16 protein-coding genes and 4 pseudogenes are annotated in these 19,587 nt (G+C 38.6%); 11 read left to right on the top strand and 9 right to left on the bottom strand.

Annotated elements, in window-relative coordinates; genetic code table 11:
* Nucleotides 1–51 precede the first annotated feature (51 nt).
* The gene (locus tag ACQV1I_RS13805; RefSeq protein WP_116333938.1) at nucleotides 52–1,251 is read left to right on the top strand and encodes a dicarboxylate/amino acid:cation symporter; all 1,200 of its coding nucleotides are present in this window, start codon (nucleotides 52–54) and stop codon (nucleotides 1,249–1,251) included.
* 185 nt (nucleotides 1,252–1,436) lie between these two features.
* Nucleotides 1,437–2,426, top strand: a complete 990-nt coding sequence (locus ACQV1I_RS13800; RefSeq protein WP_094700056.1) for an acrylyl-CoA reductase family protein — start codon at nucleotides 1,437–1,439, stop codon at nucleotides 2,424–2,426.
* A 163-nt stretch (nucleotides 2,427–2,589) separates the two neighbouring features.
* Here ACQV1I_RS13800 and ACQV1I_RS13795 read toward each other — a convergent pair whose 3' ends face one another.
* The gene (locus ACQV1I_RS13795) at nucleotides 2,590–3,414 is read right to left on the bottom strand and encodes an MBL fold metallo-hydrolase (RefSeq protein ID WP_116333937.1); all 825 of its coding nucleotides are present in this window, start codon (nucleotides 3,412–3,414) and stop codon (nucleotides 2,590–2,592) included.
* Nucleotides 3,415–3,595: 181 nt separating this feature from the next.
* A complete protein-coding gene (locus ACQV1I_RS13790; RefSeq protein WP_116333936.1) occupies nucleotides 3,596–4,396 on the bottom strand; it encodes a DUF2785 domain-containing protein in 801 nt (266 codons plus the stop codon).
* A 116-nt stretch (nucleotides 4,397–4,512) separates the two neighbouring features.
* Between ACQV1I_RS13790 and ACQV1I_RS13785 the strand changes: the two genes are divergently transcribed.
* Nucleotides 4,513–4,695, top strand: coding sequence for a hypothetical protein (locus tag ACQV1I_RS13785; protein WP_116333935.1), 183 nt, complete (start codon nucleotides 4,513–4,515; stop codon nucleotides 4,693–4,695).
* A 3-nt stretch (nucleotides 4,696–4,698) separates the two neighbouring features.
* Here the strand turns inward: ACQV1I_RS13785 and ACQV1I_RS13780 are convergent, their stop codons facing one another.
* Nucleotides 4,699–4,944, bottom strand: a complete 246-nt coding sequence (locus tag ACQV1I_RS13780) for a hypothetical protein (RefSeq protein ID WP_116333934.1) — start codon at nucleotides 4,942–4,944, stop codon at nucleotides 4,699–4,701.
* An 83-nt stretch (nucleotides 4,945–5,027) separates the two neighbouring features.
* Here ACQV1I_RS13780 and ACQV1I_RS13775 point away from each other — a divergent pair, with 83 nt between their 5' ends.
* Nucleotides 5,028–5,180 carry a DUF6877 family protein gene (locus tag ACQV1I_RS13775; RefSeq protein WP_201747406.1) on the top strand — a complete coding sequence of 51 codons (153 nt, stop codon included), beginning with the start codon at nucleotides 5,028–5,030 and terminating at the stop codon, nucleotides 5,178–5,180.
* A gap of 144 nt (nucleotides 5,181–5,324) precedes the next feature.
* Here ACQV1I_RS13775 and ACQV1I_RS13770 read toward each other — a convergent pair whose 3' ends face one another.
* Both ACQV1I_RS13770 and ACQV1I_RS13765 read right to left on the bottom strand, forming a co-directional pair.
* On the bottom strand, nucleotides 5,325–5,735 hold the full coding sequence (locus tag ACQV1I_RS13770; protein ID WP_236645769.1) for a hypothetical protein: 411 nt from the start codon (nucleotides 5,733–5,735) through the stop codon (nucleotides 5,325–5,327).
* Between the two features lie 165 nt (nucleotides 5,736–5,900).
* Entirely contained in the window at nucleotides 5,901–6,473 is a 573-nt protein-coding gene (locus tag ACQV1I_RS13765; protein WP_116333933.1) for a histidine phosphatase family protein, read from the bottom strand.
* Between the two features lie 512 nt (nucleotides 6,474–6,985).
* On the opposite strand from ACQV1I_RS13765, the pseudogene ACQV1I_RS13760 reads away from it, so the two are divergent.
* Nucleotides 6,986–7,171 (top strand): annotated as a pseudogene (locus tag ACQV1I_RS13760) (IS4 family transposase); the annotation flags it as partial.
* 48 nt (nucleotides 7,172–7,219) lie between these two features.
* On the opposite strand, the gene ACQV1I_RS13755 reads toward ACQV1I_RS13760, so the two are convergent.
* From ACQV1I_RS13755 to ACQV1I_RS13745, 3 genes and pseudogenes are all read right to left on the bottom strand, one after another.
* Nucleotides 7,220–7,411 (bottom strand): hypothetical protein, encoded by a 192-nt coding sequence (locus tag ACQV1I_RS13755; protein WP_094700083.1) that lies wholly within the window; start codon nucleotides 7,409–7,411, stop codon nucleotides 7,220–7,222.
* Nucleotides 7,408–7,593, bottom strand: a complete 186-nt coding sequence (locus ACQV1I_RS13750) for a hypothetical protein (protein WP_094700061.1) — start codon at nucleotides 7,591–7,593, stop codon at nucleotides 7,408–7,410. The genes ACQV1I_RS13755 and ACQV1I_RS13750 overlap by 4 nt, the downstream gene beginning before the upstream one ends.
* A 36-nt stretch (nucleotides 7,594–7,629) precedes the next feature.
* A pseudogene (locus ACQV1I_RS13745) lies at nucleotides 7,630–7,740 on the bottom strand (binary toxin-like calcium binding domain-containing protein); the annotation flags it as partial.
* Nucleotides 7,741–8,428: 688 nt separating this feature from the next.
* On the opposite strand from ACQV1I_RS13745, the gene ACQV1I_RS13740 reads away from it, so the two are divergent.
* From ACQV1I_RS13740 to ACQV1I_RS13730, 3 genes are read left to right on the top strand one after another with little or no spacing between them, the layout of a single operon-like run.
* Nucleotides 8,429–10,471: a fibronectin type III domain-containing protein gene (locus ACQV1I_RS13740; protein WP_116333932.1), complete on the top strand. Its 2,043-nt coding sequence runs from the start codon at nucleotides 8,429–8,431 to the stop codon at nucleotides 10,469–10,471.
* A 22-nt stretch (nucleotides 10,472–10,493) separates the two neighbouring features.
* A complete protein-coding gene (locus ACQV1I_RS13735; protein WP_438769382.1) occupies nucleotides 10,494–15,809 on the top strand; it encodes an RHS repeat-associated core domain-containing protein in 5,316 nt (1,771 codons plus the stop codon).
* 26 nt (nucleotides 15,810–15,835) lie between these two features.
* Entirely contained in the window at nucleotides 15,836–16,165 is a 330-nt protein-coding gene (locus tag ACQV1I_RS13730; protein WP_116333930.1) for a hypothetical protein, read from the top strand.
* A gap of 376 nt (nucleotides 16,166–16,541) precedes the next feature.
* On the opposite strand, the pseudogene ACQV1I_RS13725 reads toward ACQV1I_RS13730, so the two are convergent.
* Nucleotides 16,542–17,285 (bottom strand): annotated as a pseudogene (locus ACQV1I_RS13725) (IS3 family transposase); the annotation flags it as partial.
* Between ACQV1I_RS13725 and ACQV1I_RS13720 the strand changes: the two are divergent.
* From ACQV1I_RS13720 to ACQV1I_RS13710, 3 genes and pseudogenes are all read left to right on the top strand, one after another.
* Nucleotides 17,259–18,212 (top strand): annotated as a pseudogene (locus ACQV1I_RS13720) (RHS repeat-associated core domain-containing protein); the annotation flags it as partial. The pseudogenes ACQV1I_RS13725 and ACQV1I_RS13720 sit on opposite strands and share 27 nt — an antisense overlap.
* Nucleotides 18,209–18,802, top strand: coding sequence for a hypothetical protein (locus tag ACQV1I_RS13715; protein ID WP_116333928.1), 594 nt, complete (start codon nucleotides 18,209–18,211; stop codon nucleotides 18,800–18,802). The pseudogene ACQV1I_RS13720 and the gene ACQV1I_RS13715, both read left to right, overlap by 4 nt.
* Before the next feature lie 511 nt (nucleotides 18,803–19,313).
* Complete coding sequence (locus tag ACQV1I_RS13710; RefSeq protein ID WP_236645768.1) at nucleotides 19,314–19,562, top strand: hypothetical protein; 249 nt, start codon at nucleotides 19,314–19,316, stop codon at nucleotides 19,560–19,562.
* Nucleotides 19,563–19,587 lie beyond the last annotated feature (25 nt).

Here is a 19,587-nt window from a genome sequence, read left to right as displayed (position 1 = left end):
GTTCACCTGACGTGTACACTTCAACACCAAGAAACATAAGGAAGTGAAATGATGAAGAAATTAGGACTTTTACCCAAAATTATTCTAGGTATCATTTTAGGGGTAATTATTGGCTCCTTCTCGCCTGAATGGATCGTCAAAGGCACTGCAACATTTAGTGGTATGTTTAGTAATTTTCTTGACTTTATTATTCCATTGATTATCATCGGATTTATTGCTCCTGGTATTGGGGAGCTTGGAAAGGGTGCTGGAAAGCTCTTAGGATTAACGACAGCAATCGCATATGGTTCTACGATTGTAGCAGGATTGGCCGCCTATTTTGTAAGCACCAGCTTTTTCCCACATATTATAGAAGTTGGGACACTAACTAGTGCTTTCAAAAATCCAGAAGAAGCATTAACCCAGGCTTACTTTACGATTGAAATCCCTCCTATTATGGGAGTAATGAGTGCACTTATACTTGCTTTTACCTTGGGACTAGGATCTGCGGCCCTCAAGGGAGATACCCTCCTAAAAGTAATGGTTGATCTTAGGGGAATTGTTGAAAAAGTAATTTCCTCTGTTATCGTACCACTATTGCCTGTGCATATCATGTGTGTGTTTACGAATCTGACATATGCTGGACAAGTACAAATGATTATCTCTGTATTCTTTAAAGTCTTTATTATTATTATTGCCATGCATATTTTGTATCTCATCGTGCAGTATTTTATTGCTGGACAACTGGGACGTAAAAACTTTATCTCTTTAATTAAGAATATGCTTCCTGTCTATATGACAGCGATCGGAACACAATCTTCAGCGGCTACAATACCTGTAACCTTACGTCAAGTAAAGAAAAATAAGGTAAGTGACCAGATCGCAGACTTTGTAGTTCCCTTATGTGCAACTATTCATCTATCTGGAAGTACGATAACACTGGTCAGCTGTTCTATGGCTGTAATGATGTTGAATGGAATGCCTACTTCTTTCGGAACTCTATTTCCATTTATTCTAATGCTGGGCATTACCATGGTGGCTGCTCCAGGTGTTCCAGGTGGAGCCGTAATATCAGCACTTGGTTTATTGCAAACCATGCTTGGATTTAGCCCATCGTTGACATCACTAATGATTGCTCTTTACATTGCACAAGATAGTTTTGGAACAGCGTGCAACGTAACAGGTGATGGAGCCATTGCAATTATAGTGGATCGTATTAAAGGCGGGCGAAAAATACAGGAGTCTGCAGAACAGATGGAAGCTATCCTATAATAATGAAAAAGGACTCTACTCTTTGTTTGGGTAGAGTCCTTTTTACTTCAAAAAACGCGTTACTCTTTTTTACATAAATGAAAAACAATTGATTGATAAATAAAAGTTTGCTAGATGTTTTCTTTTCACAAAAGGGAATTCCATTTATACTTCTAGGGAAAGCAATCATGTAAGGAGTGGATTTCATGCAGGATATCTATCGCGCATTTGTGCTGGATGTTGTAAATGGTCAATCCAACATGCAGATACAAGAACAGACTATAGCTGATTTACCAGATGGAGAAGTGACGATTCGTGTTGCCTATTCCAGTGTTAATTTCAAGGATGGCATGGCGACAATCCCGAATCGCATCATTCGCAAATACCCAATGGTTCCAGGAATTGATTTGGCAGGAGTAGTAATCGCTTCTACGGATGAACGCTACCAAATAGGCGATCAGGTGATTGCTACGAGCTATGAAATAGGTGTATCTCACCCAGGTGGATTTAGCGAAATTGCTAGGGTTCCAGCTAAATGGGTTGTGCCTTTACCAGAAGGCTTGACGATGCAGGAAGCTATGATTCTGGGTACAGCCGGCTTTACAGCAGCCCTATCTATTATTCGGCTAGAGGAGAATGGTTTGTCGAATGATCAGGGGCCGGTTCTGGTAACTGGTTCCACAGGTGGTGTTGGTAGTGTTGCTGTTGATATTTTGGCGAAAAATGGATACGAGGTAACGGCCAGTACTGGAAAAGAAAGTGAGCATGCCTATTTAAAAGAACTGGGCGCCACAAATATTTTACATCGTAATGAGGTTATTGCTACGGATGAAAAACCAATACGCCAACAGCTTTGGGCAGGAGCAGTAGATCCAGTTGGGGGGAAAACATTAGAGTATCTCCTTTCTACCATCAAGTATGGGGGTTCTGTTGCTGTAAGCGGATTAACGGGGGGAGCGGATGTGTCTACAAGTGTATACCCCTTCATTTTACGTGGAGTGAATCTACTTGGAATCGATTCGGTCTATTGCCCGATGGATAAACGTAAAGTGGTATGGCAACGTCTAGCGTCTGATCTAAAACCACAGCATTTGACAGATCAGATGGTTAATGAAATTTCATTAGAAGAATTGCCGAAGACACTTTCTCAAATATTAGAGGGTCAAATACGTGGACGGACGATTGTAAGATTGTAGTTGATACCTAAATGGGAACGAAAATTTGAGGAATAAATAGCATCAAAACACTAGGTGTCATCTACGACAATCTGATATTACTTTGTTTTAATAAGAAACAAAGCAAACAAGGCTGGCATTCCAACCAGCCTTGTTTACTTTTGAAATTTACTAGGTTGGCTACTCATGTTTGAAACAACTGTCCTTCTAACGCCTTGATATATCGTTCAGCAGAATTTTGCACGGATTCATTAGCATGCTCAGCTACGGTTCCATGAAACGCGTTATATAGACGATTAAATGGCAAATCCTTTACTTTATCGGCCATTGCTCTTACTTTATTAGCAGGTAATGGAATCAAATTGGGATAGCTATACATAAAGCTTACCCAAGAATTGTCTGCCACCACTTGAATGATATCTCCTGTTAAAAGCACACCTTTTCCGTTATTTCCATCCTTCCAATGCAAGACAGACCCGCCTTTAAAATGTCCTCCTAAACGATGAATAGTCAATCGATCAGTCAAGGAATGAGATTCTCCTGACCAATACACGATATGTTTACTGGGACGAGTAATCCATTCTTTATCATCTTCATGAACATAGATAGGGGCGTTAAAGATTTCAGCCCATTCCACTTGAGTGGAGTAATAATGTGGATGGGAAAGGGCGATTGCTTGGATTCCACCCAGCTTCTCTATTTCCTCAATGGTTGATTGATCCAAAAAGGTTATACAATCCCACAAAAGCTGAAAACCATTACTCTGTAGGAGGTACGCATTTTGTCCTATAGCAAATTTGGGTTTCGTAGTAATACTGAATAATCCGTCTTCTTTTTGTACAATTTCATTCGTATAGTCTGCATTTTGCTGTAGCTCCTCTAGCGTTGTCCACGCTTGTCCAATAGGGTTCACAAATTGTCTTTCTTCCTTACAGATCAGGCAAAAAGGGGGAGCTTCCTTGCTTTTTGGATATTGAACTCCGCAGGTAGTGCAGATGAAATGGAACATATGTAGCCTCCTAAATAGTAGTATTTTTAATACTTTCTATATTATCATATATAGAAAGTAAACATAAGCTAATTATTTTTGGAGTTGAAGATGTTTTCATCATAAAATCAAGCTGATACGAAACCAGTAAACATTACCCCACCATCTCGTACAGAACTACTATAAAAATCAGAATTATCTATCAATATTTACTCAAATTAAAAAGAGTTTGGATTATTGTAGGGTACTTACCTTGCTCATGCAGGCGATAGTAGAGACTCCGAAAAAAATTTTTTACATTGATCTTCTGTGCATAAGAACCTATCGAAAAATCATCATCGAGCTGATCGAAAAAACTTTTGATCCACAGATTGATTTCATCGCTTGTAAAAACTTCTCGATTCAACACAGATAAAATTGCTGTTACCATTCGTTCATCTTCTTCATGTAAATAAGTCGTTTGTGTGACTGTGATTTTTACTCGTACAACATCAAGAATTTTTTGAAGATCAGCTTTTTCGATTTCTAGGCATTGCGCTAAATCATCGAGAGCATCTGCAGCATGAGCCGTTGCGTGGGCCCAGCCTTTTCCGGCGACATACCCACGAAGATCTATTTCCTGTGCTATGTATTTAAACACATTTTCTTTTATCTGATGAATTTCTTCTCCTTTCAGAAAAGGATTGTTTTTATGTGCGATCAGGATTAGGGGGATTAATAATACGGAAAAAGAACGTGTGAACACCGAATCAGTACCAGTTTCGCCAATACGGTAAAACAAGTGCTGATCGTTCAGAATGATGGTAAGTAGTTTGCTCATTTCTTTTGGAGAAAGCACGCCATCCAAGATCCATTTTGAAAACACTGAATAGATTAACTCATCGCGCAACTGGGGATCTGGTGAACCAATACTTGAGGTCATTTCCAGGGCTAACTCAAAAGCATTAGGCGGTGCTTCAAAGTCATTCGATTTGATAGAAAGTAATTTTTTCTTAAGCGACATGTTATCCCTTTTTACAAAGTAATGTAGTACAAATATTGAAACATTTTATCATGAGTTATCCTTTTTGAAAATAAAGAAAGGTAACATAATGTTGTGGGGAGATAAGGAGGGGGTATATGAGAGGGATTATACTGCAATTACTACAATGTACAGATTGCGGTTTTGAGGAAGCAGAGACGCTTTTTTGGAAAAGAAAGAAGTTTGACGACACCTTGTCAATTCAGTGTACATACAGAAATTGGCTGGTTAAGGATGGGGGACACGGGGAATACAAGCAAATAAAAGCTGATTTTACTTAATAGTTATTTTTTTACTAAAACATAAATCCAATCAATCAATACGAAAATTTGTAATGCAGAAACACAAAAAAACATAAAAGACATCGTACGGTTTTTTTTCAACTCAAATGACCCTAAAGAAGCCATGATAACAGCTAAGCCCAGCATAGTAAATATTCTTAAGAAAGGAGCATCTGTTATAAGGGAAGCTATTGTAATTACAATGGTTATTATTGAAATAACGTTAAACCAAAGAGGGTTCTTTTTCATTAGACTCACCAAGTTCCTTTTTTAGGAAATTATAACATACAAATTGACCTAATGTATGTAACAATACGATAATGGAGAAGGCAATGACTTATTTGGAGCAAATAAATAAAATCGTAGGACAACTCCCACTAGCTGTATTAAAAGACATTAATCAACGTGTAGGTGATTGGCCTGCAAGTGGAGGAAGAGAGGACGATCCGTATATACAACAGCAACTAAGAGCATGTTTTGAATAAAAATTGATCAATTCATGCTCTTTCTGTATGTAATTGAATCTTTTTTTATAAGGCCATGTTAAAGAATATTGTTGATATGTTTAACGAAATGTGTAACTTCTAATTCAAAGACGTAACTCTCTTCAATCAAATTCATCTTTATCTTTATTTTTTATATCTATTTGCTAACTTCATAGTGAGGAACTGAGGAATCAAATTCAAAAAACTAACCAACATGAATATTTGATATGGAGTTAGTGGCTTAAAATAGCCACCCCATTGTTCGTTTCCCATCATCTTACTGATGAAATAATATGAAATTATTCCAGATACTAGATTGCCAATAATGTGAGAAATTGAGTTACTAAAGAAATTAGCGAAGAACGCAAGAAACGAAGTCGCTACAATCATTATTAAATAGCCAAGCATTGAGCGGTTAGCAAAGTCTTGGTGCATCGAAAAATAGACAAATGGAAAACCGTATAAACAGACTATTAAGATGCTAATTCCTATTTTTTTAATATTTTCACCTCTTTTTGTAATTTTAAATAGAACAAATATCATTCTTTCAGCCATTTTTCCATAACCTCAGTCGCCCTCGGTTCGTTGCAGAGCAAATATCAGCGCATAGTAGGGGGATGAGGAGTTTGGGAATTTTTTGTTAATACAAATTGCAATATACAGTCAAGCCAGATGCATTAATGGGAATTGTATGAAAGCACAGCCTTCTTGGAATTACATTCAAGCCTTCCATAATCTCTTTGTTTCCATTAATTCTTCTTCATTGAATTCCATCCTGTAGATATCGGGTTTTGAAGTCTTTAATAAAAACTCCAAGTCGTATTGACGATCAAAGTACCCCATCATTAATGTCATAACAGCCCCATGAGTTCCTATTACAATTTTCTGTCCTGTATATTTCTTTAGAATTTTTTTAAAAGCTGTCACGGAACGATTCTGACAATTCGTAATAGACTCCCCTCCAGGTAACGAAAAGTCTGGATTAGAAAACATCTTCTTTACTAATGGATACAATTCCTTATCAGACAATATCTTATCGTCACTTATAAAAACCATTTCTCTAACATCTTCAACAACTAATATTTCTTTACCTAAGGACTGGGCTAATTCCTCGATTGTTAAAATTGACCTTCTATGCGGACTTGAAATGAACGTGTCTATTCCCTCATCTTTTAATAATTCAGTTATTATATGGGCATCTGACCTACCCTTGTCAGTCAGCTCACGTGTTCTCTCGTTTCCTTCTGTTTTCGGTGATTCGCCATGTCTCACCATGTAAATGAAAGTTTTCATAATATCCCTCCATGATTTTTAAAACCAAATAAATCTTTGTTTTACATCTAATATTAATCAACACAGTTTTACTAATCTTCAACAATCCTGATAGGTTCCTAATAGATTAATTTGCATAATCCTCTTAATAAGAACGTACATTTGTATTTCAAGGAGATGTTTTTGTGGCTAGCAAAATACTTGTCCACTTGTAACGAAATTTATTTTGCCAGAGTATGCAGAGATTTTACACCAGTTTCACGAGGATAAGACACTGAGTGAGAAGCCGATCATTGAAGAGGGTGAAGTTAGCCAAGTTTTACTACCGGATATCTGACTCACCTTAGTATGACTATGCGAAAACAATTAGCTGGTGAAAAGAAACAAAAGTAATTCGTGGAGTGATTGAATCTGCATGGGGATGGATGGAGAAGTTTGATTCAAGGTTTAAACAGATCCAAGCAAAAGAATGTTGAGGTTTTTGGTGGAGTGGGGGTCAATATATTTTCTTAGCCTGTTTATATCAGACCTTTCAACGAACAAGTAAGTATCAAGCAAAAGAATTAGTAGCTTTATGGGTATGGATTAGTCAAAATATCGCTAAAACCTTTTTAACTCAGTTATGTAGCTGTTTAGAAGCATCAACAGAAGTACTCATCAGTCCTGAAGTACTGAATCAACGATTTAATGCCGTAGCCGTGCAATTTCTACAACAAGTACAAATATTTGGGGACATTTAATAAGAATATTCATTCCAACTTTTAATTTCATATCATAAATGTTGTTGGAATCCGAGTTAGCGAATTGATCTTGAATGTCTGTAGCTGTAATACAAAGCTTGTAGTTGGTGTTACTTGGTAAATAGGGGTTGAGCCCGTATTATAATATCTTACATTGGCATTCAGATAAGCTGAATCGCCTTTGTTAATCTCTGTTGTACTTCCGCTGGAATCTTCTATTGTACTTTCGAGGTGGAGTTTGTATGTGAATAATTAGGTGTAATACCACCAAAGAAACCGTCTTTGCCTCTGCCCAAATTAAAACCTGCTTCTTCTGTGTTAGAATAAGTACTGCTGGTAGTAGTAGTATGATTCTCTGTTGTTGTAAAATTCTCAGTGGAAGATAGAATCAATTCTTCCATGCCAACACCTACAACAGGATATGTAGCAACTAAAGGATTACTTGCTTCTTTGGAAATGGCTCCATCAATTTGACCAGAGACTTTTTCAAAATCGGAATAGGGATCGCCAACTGTATGGAATCGGTATGGATTCGATACATATTTTGTGTATGTTCCCTCAGGCTGCCTAGTTTTTTTAAGCTGTTTACTTGATTTTAGCTAAATGCGTACTGAATTGTCCAATCTTGCATCCATCCTCTTCTTCTAATGGTTGTATCAACTGTAATTAGCGTATTCTCGGGTAATCTCCTTTTAAGGCTAATGAGGTATAATCGTACTAATAATATATTCTTGATGTTTGGATACTATTGCGAATAGAACTAATGCACATAGCTTCTACATGTATAGAGCATTTCGATAATGGTATCATTGTTGTTAAAACTTTGTTGTAATATCTAATTTAGGTTTAATAAGATGTGTTAGTCTCCCTGTTAAACCAGAACGACTAGCGATTCGATTTATCCAATCCTCATTGCTAATACTTATAATCTCATCCTCCAGTTACTGACGCAAAAGTATTAGGGTAATACCTGCAACGCTACTATTTATCATTTTCTAGAACGCTAAGTTAATAGCGTTCTTTTTTTGTCGAAAAATTTATGGCCGTTGCGAATAAAGTCTTTAAACGGAAATCGTAGAACAGCATGGTAAAATATTACTTCGAAGGGGGGATGGGAATGTCATTAGATTTTTACAATGAATAAATTAACTACAATAATTACCTTGTTACTATTAAGTTTTCATTATATTATAGCTATGTTTTGCCAATTTAGAAGGTTAGAGGTGATTGTCTCATATGTACAACAATTTTAGAAAGTGGACAGCAGGGGTATTGATAATCACGCTGTGTATCAGTATCTTGCCAGGAGGTGAAGTAATTGCTTTAGAGCAAACAGATCAAGCAATACCGTTAGGGCCAACGACAAGCCAGACGTTGGAACAGAGGGAAACAGTGGAAATTTTACAGCCTGCGAAGGAAAAGACGCTTAGCTCTGATCCTTCTTCTCTAGCTACACCAGAAACGACAGCACTTTCAGAAAACACGGATTCAACAGTTGAACAAAAACCTGAGAAAGAATCTGGGGTAGAACCGGATCAAGAAAACCAGCAAAAACAACAGACCCAAGAGCCTCAAACAAACTCCGATCTCATTTCTATACCGGAAGTTGAATCTTCCGTTTCCTCTCAGCTTACTCCAGAGAATGAGGTAACACTTGAAAAAGAAACCGTGGAGAAAATACTTCAAGAACAAGAGACAAAACAAGCCGTTACCATTTCTCTTACTTCTGAACGAACATTACCACGAGAAGAGCTTGATCCAAGTAAACTAGTAGAGCTGGAGAAATCGATGTATGCAGCAGCTGCACCAGAGGTTACTTATAACGACAATCAATATAGAGGTCAGCTAGTTAAAGGAGAATACTTCGCTACCGTACTAGATAAAGAAGATCAAAAAACAGTGATTCTTAGCATTGAATACAAGGGAAACATTGAGCGTTCCCCGCTTACCCTGGAGCATTTTGAACTGGGGGACGAGCAGTCTACGGAGAAGCCTACGGTCTCGGTTCGCAAAAAAAGACCAATTCTAGAAGATGAAGAACCACCAACAAAACCAGGTCTTTTAAAGGCATTTGAAACAGATGATCAAAAAATGGTCATTAACTGGACAGGCTCTAAAAGCAACGTTGCGTTAGCGGGCTATGAAATCTATCGAAATGGGAAGCGCATTGCGATTACAAAAACGACTACGTTTACGGATACAGATAAAGACCCCTTGGTTTATAGCTATGTGGTACGAGCGATTGATATAGCCGGTAGACGTTCCGAGCCAAGTAATGTCGCGGTTCCTATTCCCTATAAAAAATCGGTCCAAATCTATAAAAAAGAACGGTTTTATGATGATACATCCTGTGCAATCAGAGAGGAATCTGCTTTCAGAGAGGCACCTAGCCGAATTACCTATCAGGATAAGGATAACTATAGTGGGTATGTAAAGAAGGACAATTACATTCTCATCGGGTGTGGCGGAAAAAATGAGGACAAGTACGCTGATATCGACGTGATTTACAAGGGCGAGGTTCATCGAAGCTTACATGAACTTACCACGAAGCCGGTTAATCTCGTAGCATCAGCTGTTAGCTCGAACGAAGTTACCCTAACATGGGACCCTGTCATAAAACCAAACGATCCTATTCTATCGTATACCGTGATCCGAAATGGAGAGAATCCCAAAAATGTAAGCGAGAATAAGTATGTAGATAAGAATGTACAGCCTGGCATGCAATATCATTATCAGGTCGTCGTAATCTTTGAATCCTTAACCGTATCGCTACTTAGCGATGAATTGAAAGTTCAGATACCAGGTACCGTGACGAATCCGCAGCTAATCCTATCTACGAATGTACTCCAGGAATCAAGTCAAAACGATGGTAGCATAGCTACGCCTTTAAGCGTTTATCTCAAGCAGGGGGTTTTTGCAAAAGAACTCTCTAGCGGGATCACAATTGAAAATTTGCCAGAAGGTTTAACGCTATCGACAAAGCGTGATTCAGATAATCAGATAACGATTCAATTGAATGGGAAAGCAAAGGTCCATGATAAGCCAGTGGACAGCCTCATTCTGAAAATAGATAAGAATTGTATTGTTGGTGCGACTGCTGAAACAAAGAGCGGTGCCTTCACGATTGCTTTTCGTGAGAACAATATCGCAGCCTTGTATGAGTACGAATACAATGAGCAGAATCAATTAATCGCTATCAAAAAAGATGGAACGGTTATCATTCGCTATCTATACGATGAAAATGGAAATCTACTAACGAAAAAAATAGTACAGGAATAAAGTAAGGATTTGGGAGGAATTTATGTATAGAAAATGGGTTTCCCCTTTCTTATGTGTAGCCATTCTTTGGACCGGGTTGTTCACGAACGTAAATGTTGTGGGAGCAACAGATGCGCCAGTGAAAAACGAGGAAATAAGCAGAGACACAAATGAAAAGGATACAAAAGATTGGATCATAGAGGAACAGAAAAAAGTAGAAAAACAGAAAAAAGAACCAACATCTACTAAAGACGAGGTAACAAAAGAACAAATAGCCCAAATGACGTGGGAACAGCTTCCTCTTACATCCGTTCAAAAGCTTTTTGAGCACGGTGATCGTACCCTTTTACAAATCGTTGCCTATTTTTATACCGATTTGCATCAGCTTCTGACAGAAGAAGAGATGAATCAGCTGTACACGTGGAATGATGAACAGGTCATGGACCAGATTTCCACCTTATCAGTGGAGAAAATAAAGCTGTTAGAGCAAAATGCCCCTAGTGTCATTCACGCTCTGCAGGAGTGGAGAGACAAGGATAAACCAAAAGCTAGAGTAAAGCGTATGGCATTGGCTCCTGCCTCAAGCCCAAGCATGCACTTTACAGAAACGGAACAGCCTATTCGTTACTTTACCAATCAGGTGGAAAATCCCGTAGATGATATCTATCTAACCTCGAATATGCTGGAAACAGATTTGACACTTGAGGGAAAGCATGGAATGGATCTGGTAATCCAGCGACGATATAACTCGCTGTCTAGTAAGATAACGGCTCCAGGGTTTGAATATAGTGAAACAGCGAAAGAGAATCGAACCTACATTGTAAGAGAAGCCGGTACTTTACCGCATACGGTAGGTACGGGCTGGAGCTTTAATCTTCCAACCTTTGAAGAGATTACAAAGGAATTAGGGATTGCCGTACATGATTATAGTAACCAACAGTTTTATGAAGCGAAAAATACGAAACACCCTGTTTCCCAGTTTATTATGTCAGGGGACGATTGGAGTACGATTGATAGCAGTAAAAAACTTCCCTATCGTAATATAAAATTGCCTTCTATTATGACGAACAGAGATTTAGGTTTTGCAAAAGATGGCTATTCATACTCGATTGAATATCTGGAAAAAGAGAGTACGTATCTTGTTGTAAAGCAAAATATCTATGGAGATAAAATTACGTACAAGATTCCAGATTATAAAAATACGATCGAAATTACGGATACGGTTGGGAGAAGAGTGGAGATTGGTTATGGGAAGGAAAGAATGATTGATTCCCTTAAGGTGTATAACCAAAAAAATAGCCTGATCAAAGAGCTTAGATATCATTATAGAGATCCGAACAATACACAGCAGCTAGAGAGCGTAGAAGAAGTAAAAGACGGGAAATCAACTACGATTGCTAGATATACCTATAAAACAGCGACTGCGGAATACAACTACATCAAATCATACGAATTGCCAAAAGAAAATAACGCGGCCGTGAAGCCAGACCAGATTGAGTCGGAAGCTTATCTATCAAAGGACAAGCAAAAACGGGAATTTATTGAATATCTATTACTACAAAAGGTAGAGTATCCTACACAGGGAGTAACAGTAGATTATACCTACAGCACCTATAATCCCGAGCCTGCCAATCCTTTTGAACGGGGAGTCATTAGGCTTTATCAGGATAAACAAGCAATATCCTACTATACGTACCATCCGGTTACCTCTGTTCGATTTAGCTATGATCAAGCGTCCTCCCTATTTGGGGATGCCGAAAGAAAAAGCTTTATTTATTATTACAAATTCACCAATCAAGGAAAGCCGACAAAAGAGATTTGGAAGACTCCTAAGTCTGGTATTACTCGTTTGAGTAACCATCCGCTACGTCAGGGAGACGTAGTGACAATAGAAGAAACCAATAGCTTTTCTTCGCAATCGACGGAAAGAACCTATCGGATTAATGACAATGAACATTTTAATTTGGTTCTGGAGAAGAAGACAAATCCTAAAGAGCAATCCGAGCAGATAGCAGCAGATGGGAAAAACTATCGATATAACCCGGTGAGTTATACCAGCTACGCCTATGAAGGGATTAAAACGAAGCCATCGTATGTCTATCATTTTGTAGATAACCTACCAGATGGCGAAGCGAAGAAGTATTTATTTGAACCTCAGATTGATAAACGCGATAAGATTGAAAACCTTTCTTCCGTAGCAAATGAGACGATCTATGAGTATGACGAAAATGGGGATGTCACAGAGCAAAAGGATCCGAATGGTTTGATTACCAATTTTACCTATAAAGAAGTAGGTACATTGCGACTGCCTGTTCGTATGGAACAAGTTGCGGGAGATGGACATGCCAAGAAGCAAGAATACGTTTACAATCGGGACAATCTACTGGAATCGGAGACCATTACAGCCAAATATCCAGGTCAGGAATATGAAGATAAGCTTCTTCGTACCTACAAGTATGGGGACAAAAAGCTGCCTATTTCTTTCATAGAGGTTCAATTTGGAGCAAGTGATGAATTCTCGCATTTCTCGAAGGCTTTTACCTATGACAAGAATGATCTACATGTCTCGACGGAACAAATTACGGTCTATAACGGAGAAAACTCGTTAGAAACATATTCCTTTACCTATAGGTATGACGATTTAGATTTTGTAGTAACCAAACAATTTCCGGATGAGAGCATAGTAGGGTATTTCTACGATGAACTTGGCAGGATTCAAAAAGAAATGTTTATTTCGGCAGAGGGTGATAATCGGGAGAAAAAATATTCGTATACAAATAGCGACCGTAAAGTGATTACTACATTACCTAACAAAACGGGTCTGATCACGGCGTATACGCCTGCTGGAGAAGTAGTGTTTTCTGTAGAGGTGGATAGTCAAGGGAATCAACGTACTCTCGTAGAAAACAGCTATGCAGAGGATGGAAAACGATTAATAGCGACGTATCCGTATGGGAAAAAGGATAGAGGAACGACGTACAGCTATCACAGTGATGGAAGCTTAAAGGCTGTCATCGACGCACTGAAACGTACGACTAACATGCAATACGCCAATCAGGCTCAGGATGGCAGTCTTATCACACCTGTAGAAAAAACGATTGCTCCGAATGGATTAGAAACCACACAGCTTTATGATCGCTATGGACAAATGATCACCAACATGGTTCATACCGCAGACGGTACTTTATCAACTGAAACGCAGATGCAGTATGATCGATTTGGAAATCCAACTCACAAGCAGATCACAAACGAACAGGGGGAAAAACGTAGCTGGGACTATAAGTATGATTTACGTGGAGAACCCATCTATGTAAAAGACCCGGAAAAGAACGTATATAAATTCCAATACGATGCAAACGGGAACCTGATGAGTACCTTCGAAAATGACAAGGAGACGGCCCGTTACGTATACAATGGTCTCTCATGGAAGCTTCGCGAGATTGACCCAGCAACAGAAAAGATCAAAGAGAATTACGAATATGATCGGAGTGGGAATCTGGCAAGCTTTACAGATCAAAAGGGAAATACTCGGAAATATACCTATACGCCATTCTATGAGCTAGATACGATGCAGGTCTTATCGGGTAAAAAAGTAGTAGAAACGGAGAAGAATACCTACGATCAAACGACACGTCAGCTCCTAACGCAGCAAAACAACGATTCGAAGGTTTTCTATACGTATGACGGCTTTTTACGCCCAACCTCGATGACCACATTTGGACGTACGTACGAACAAAGATACGAGGATGAAGATGATACCCCCGACTCGATTGTGTATCCAGATGGAACTGCAACAGCATACACCTATGATGGGCTAGGACGTATCTTATCCGTCAAGCATCCAGGAATGGGCAAAATCACCTATGAGTACGATACATCCACAACAGGGGATACCGTGCATGTCCAGTATCCAAACGGTACCAAAATCGAGAAAGGCTTCAACTCATTTGGCCAGACAACAGAAGTGCAGCATATCCTATCCAATAATAAGGTGTGGGAAGAGCAAAACCAATATAATGGCTTTGGAAATATAGTAGAAACAACGGTGAACCAATCCTCTTCTACGTTCGGCTACGATAAACTAGATCGGATTCGCAAGGAGAAAACACCGACAAGAGAACAAACGTACACGTACGACGAACGCGGCAACCGTCAAAGCATTGTAACAGCCAAATCACCAACGATCGCAGACAGTTCGTACACCTACGATGTCCTCAACCGTCTTAAAACGTATACAAAAAACGGAAAAGAAAGCACCTACACATACTATCCGGATGAGCTTAGGGCAAGTAAAGAAATCGACGGCAAAACAACTCACTATGTCTATCTAAATGGCAACGTGATTGAGGAGCTGGATGAAAAGAACAACCTCCAAGCCTGCAACATCTGGGGGAATGAGCTTCTCTACCGCGATGATGTGAAAGGTGAAAAACAAGGCTATTACTATACAAATGCCCATGGTGACATCGTAGAAATAAAGGATAAGGCCGGGCAGACCCTTAATAAGTATGAGTACGATCTATGGGGAAATGTGGAAAGCAAGCAGGAAAAAATGTCCAATCCGTTCTTGTATGCAGGTGAGATGTATGATGAAGAATCGGGCTTGATTTATCTGCGTGCCAGATATTATGATCCAAATGATGGAAGGTTTATAACGGAGGATACCTATAAGGGGCAAGTGGATAATCCGCTTAGTTTGAATCGGTATACCTATGTCCATAACAATCCTGTGAGCAATGTTGACCCTACTGGGAATTGGTGCGAATCTAAGGATGGAAGGTGGGCACATCCTGGCTCATGTAATAACAAGGGCAGTAAATCCAGCTATGATAGTGATCACAATGGAAGTATTATTAAAGAAAACGGTAGAAAAATAGATATATTTGAGTATGAAATGTCTAATGATGGAGTAAGAGCGTTAGAAGGATTTGAAGATCCATTTACTTACATGACAGGTGTAGGGGGCTTAATAAAAGGAGCTGTAAAAACAGGAGCAAAAAAGGCTACACAGGGAGCTACCGAATTATTAATTAAGATGGACTTACAGTTTTTTGCTAAGGGAACTGGTAAATACACGGAACCTTGGATTCAAAAAAATGCTTATAAAGCTATTACAGACAAATTTGGTAAAAACGGGGCCCATAAATTTGCAGAGGCAATGAAAAAAGGTTTAGTAGGTCCAAAGGGACAAGAAGGGATAAAACAACTTAAAGGATCCCTTAAAAAAAATGAAATAATATATACACATGAAATAAAAGTTCTTGACAAACAATTGGGAGACTATCGAGTTTATGGACACTTCGATAAAGAACGTTCACAGTTTATATTTGATTGGTTTGATAAAGGATTGCATAAATAAAAATGTTAATTCGGGAGTGAAAGTATATGACTTTTGATGAATTACGAGAATGGTCGATACAACATAATGTTGAGAGAAGGACAAAGGAAGGGTTTTTAGATGTAATTACGAACATAGAAAAAGATTCTCATGATAGGATTAATGAATATTTTGGAGAAGGATTTAAGCCTGAATTTCTGAGAATCAATATTTATAAAGTTGCCTTTACAATAGCGAATTGGCCAGAATGTGATTTTAACTATATTGCATCTTATGCAAAAATTGAATATAAAGGAGAGGATAAGGGACTTTATAAGCTAATTTTTAATTATGATGGTGAAGTAGAAGATGATTACTGGTCTTCCAATGATGAGTAACATTTTTTGCAGTCTCCCTGAGCAACAAGGCTCAGGGAGGTATGCTAGATGAGGTGCTTTATAGAATTTTAATTAACTATTAGGTGAAAATAGTGATTTACATTGTCTAGCTTCATCCTTGTTAAGTTATCTATTATGTCATATTGATGGAGCGTATATGTCAGCTTCCCTCACAGTAGGGAAGCACTTGAGTTATCTCCTGACAATATTCGTTTAAAAGAAAATCCGTTTGTTCATGCCCCAAACGAATATCTCGTCAGGGGTTTCTTTTTTTGAGTTTTGTAGGAATGATAAAAGGGGCACATCTGGCTCGTAAGATCAGTAAGTTCAGCTGCGATAGTGCTCAAAATGAAAGTATTGGACTGTCAACACTAAACTAGACAGCTTTTTTAAGGCGTTCAAGTTTATATTGAATGGGGCACTTGTAACCAAGGGTCCCATGTATTCTAATAAGATTGTACCAATAGATATAATCCATTAATTCCAGTTCCGATTCTTTTAAACAATTAAAATGACGTCCTTTGACAAACTCGGTCTTAAAAATTTTAAAGGTTGCCTCTGCGACTGCGTTATCGTATGGACATCCTTTTACACGTAGCGATCGTTTGATTTTAAATGTCTCTAATGCTGCATCAATTAATTTGTTCTTGAACTCGTTTCCTCGATCTGTATGGAAAAGATTGATATGTTCTAAATTGCCGGGAATAGAAGACAATGCTCGATAGACTAATTGTGCATCTTTGTTTGGACTAGTACTATACCCAATGATTTCTCGATTTAACTCATTATGAATCGTTAATTCATTGCATATAGTCTTATAGGGCTTGAATTGAGCTATTGTATACGAAGATACCAATTCCTGCTCATTCATAATCCTACCGATACGGCGTCTTGATTCAGTATAGCCCTGTTTCCTCAGCTCTACTTTGATTTTACATGTACCATAATTCTGGCGACTAGAACGAAAGATTTCAATTATTTTGGAAGTGAATACATTCTCGGATACTCTTTCTTTTGCTTCGTAGTAATACGCGCTTCTGGAAAGTCGTAGGACATTGCACATTGCTGATACCAAGTATTTGTGTTGATTATTTTTGAAAATGCCCACGGTGACATTATAGAAATAAAGGATAAGGCCGGGCAGACCCTTAATAAGTATGAGTACGATCTATGGGGAAATGTAGAGAGCAAGCAGGAAAAGATGTCCAATCCGTTCTTGTATGCGGGAGAGCTATATGATGAAGAATCGGGCTTGATTTATCTACGTGCCAGGTATTATGATCCAAATGATGGAAGGTTTATAACGGAGGATACGTATAAGGGGCAAGTGGATAATCCGCTTAGTTTGAATCGGTATACCTATGTCCATAACAATCCTGTGAGCAATGCTGATCCGAGTGGACATTTTCCAACACCTATGGAAGCCGCTGAAATGGCAGGACATATTTATAGTCAATCGGGGGATCTTTCTGGAGGTTGGAAGTTCAACTATGCCATCACAGGTGGTGATAATATGGTGATGGGAGTATATTCAAGAGTAAAAGCTAATGGAACAACTGAATATGCGCTGGTTAATAAAGGGACAACGGCAACGAGTTTGAGTGACTGGAAAAATAATGCCGAACAGCTTTTCGGTTCATCAGAAGATATGAAGGCGTCAATTAAAAATTCGATAGAATTTGTAAAGAATCATTCAAACAACGAAATAACTATGGCTGGGCACTCGAAAGGAGGAGCAGAAGCAGCAGCAAATGCGGTGGCATCGAATAAAAACAGTATCATATTCAATCCTGCAACCGTCAATCTGAAGGCATATGGGCTAAGTTCTTCCAATTATAGCGCCAGTATGACTGCATTTATTGTAAAAGGTGATATTCTAAATTCTACAGAAGCGGGGTTCAGTAAACCTATAGACAAAGCGGTGTATTTGCCTCAACAGCACCGAGGACATTGGTATGAGCTTTGGCAAACAAGCACTGTTGATAGGATAAAAAATCATATGATGGACGCAGTCAAAAATGCGCTAAAGGAGGCAGGGTATAATTGAGGATTAACATTTTTTCAGTTTCAATTATGGTGTTGATAGCTGTTGTTGCAGTAATAGTATATTTTACTGTTTGGCCGTGGGTTATGATATCTTTGGGGATTTCCTTACTGTCAAATCCAACAAAACCCGAAATCACATCCGGTGAGTTTCCGTTTCGCTTAGTTTATATGATTAATGGAGAAACGAAAGTAATTGAAGACACTTTGATTTGTGAGTATGACGGAATTGAAATGGATGAAGGGCATGGAAAATACCGTAAATGGAAGGAACGCCTAGCTAGCGGAAATCAAAAAATACTTTTATTGAATGCCGATGGTGCTTCAGGGATAGCATTTAGTAACAATAAAACATTAAGTCAAGTAATATATTATGACCCAGGACCGGCTTGGTATTATATGGGCGAATATGAACGTGGTAACAAATATAAGCATGGTTTTCCAAATGCTTCGTTTTCAGAACAATATCAGGATGGGAGCGGTGCGAATGGTATTATACAAGCAGATGAATTGCTTGAAAAATATAATATCAAAATGATAAGTTGGGATTATACCCAACCAATAAAGAATAATTTTTCTGCAACCCCAAATTAGAGGAGATGATGAATTTAACCACAATGCGACTAATCATAGTGTTGTGGTTCCTTTTTAGTTGGAATATGTGTGCCACCTCGCACCTCTAATCTAGAAGGTGGGAGAGAACGAAGCAATAAAATTTTTGTATTCAAGCCTAATTTATTGAAACCCCAAACGAGCAATCAACTACTCGTCTGGGGTTCTTTTTGTTCGAATTTCGTACTGAAGATAAAATACTTCTTAGAAGCGGGATCATACAAATACAACCAACAAACAAAACACCAGAAATTAACAAATCCACTTGATAAACTTAGAAGGCTTATTCCAACTTGAATGATGAGAGGGAATGGCCTTTTTTTGCATGTTCATAATAAAGGAGGAAAAAGAAAAGGGTAAAACAAGCACAAGCAGAAATACGAGGCAATCTTAGAGGAAGTAAGCAAACGAACAAGGAGAAAAACGTAGCTGGGACTACAAGCATGATCTGCGAGGAACCTATTTATGTGAAAGACCCTGAAAAGAACGTATGATGCAAACGATGCAGGTCTTATCAGGCAAAAAAGTAGTAGAGACAGAGAAGAATACCTACGAGCAAACGACACGTCAGCTCCTAACGCAGCAAAACAACGATTCGAAGGTTTCCTATACGTATGACGGCTTTTTACGCCCGACTTCCATGACCACATTTGGACGTACGTACGAACAGAGGTTGATGAAACCCCCGACTCGATCGTGTATCCAGATGGAACTACAACAGCTTACACCTACAATGAGCTAGGACACAGAGCAAAACCAATATAATG

It is taken from the genome of Brevibacillus sp. JB24b (genome assembly GCF_051713385.1).
In the GTDB taxonomy this organism is placed as follows: Bacteria; Bacillota; Bacilli; order Brevibacillales; family Brevibacillaceae; genus Brevibacillus_B; species Brevibacillus_B laterosporus.
Note: the sequence above shows the minus strand (reverse complement) of the source record. Positions and strands in the feature narration are given on the sequence as shown.

Coding starts and splice junctions, on each gene's coding strand:
- ACQV1I_RS13805 (WP_116333938.1), top strand. CDS start 52: ATGAAGAAATTAGGACTTTTACCCAAAATTATTCTAGGTATCATTTTA.
- ACQV1I_RS13800 (WP_094700056.1), top strand. CDS start 1,437: ATGCAGGATATCTATCGCGCATTTGTGCTGGATGTTGTAAATGGTCAA.
- ACQV1I_RS13795 (WP_116333937.1), bottom strand. CDS start 3,414: ATGTTCCATTTCATCTGCACTACCTGCGGAGTTCAATATCCAAAAAGC.
- ACQV1I_RS13790 (WP_116333936.1), bottom strand. CDS start 4,396: ATGTCGCTTAAGAAAAAATTACTTTCTATCAAATCGAATGACTTTGAA.
- ACQV1I_RS13785 (WP_116333935.1), top strand. CDS start 4,513: ATGAGAGGGATTATACTGCAATTACTACAATGTACAGATTGCGGTTTT.
- ACQV1I_RS13780 (WP_116333934.1), bottom strand. CDS start 4,944: ATGAAAAAGAACCCTCTTTGGTTTAACGTTATTTCAATAATAACCATT.
- ACQV1I_RS13775 (WP_201747406.1), top strand. CDS start 5,028: ATGACTTATTTGGAGCAAATAAATAAAATCGTAGGACAACTCCCACTA.
- ACQV1I_RS13770 (WP_236645769.1), bottom strand. CDS start 5,735: ATGGCTGAAAGAATGATATTTGTTCTATTTAAAATTACAAAAAGAGGT.
- ACQV1I_RS13765 (WP_116333933.1), bottom strand. CDS start 6,473: ATGAAAACTTTCATTTACATGGTGAGACATGGCGAATCACCGAAAACA.
- ACQV1I_RS13750 (WP_094700061.1), bottom strand. CDS start 7,593: ATGGAAGAATTGATTCTATCTTCCACTGAGAATTTTACAACAACAGAG.
- ACQV1I_RS13740 (WP_116333932.1), top strand. CDS start 8,429: ATGTACAACAATTTTAGAAAGTGGACAGCAGGGGTATTGATAATCACG.
- ACQV1I_RS13735 (WP_438769382.1), top strand. CDS start 10,494: ATGTATAGAAAATGGGTTTCCCCTTTCTTATGTGTAGCCATTCTTTGG.
- ACQV1I_RS13730 (WP_116333930.1), top strand. CDS start 15,836: ATGACTTTTGATGAATTACGAGAATGGTCGATACAACATAATGTTGAG.
- ACQV1I_RS13710 (WP_236645768.1), top strand. CDS start 19,314: ATGCAAACGATGCAGGTCTTATCAGGCAAAAAAGTAGTAGAGACAGAG.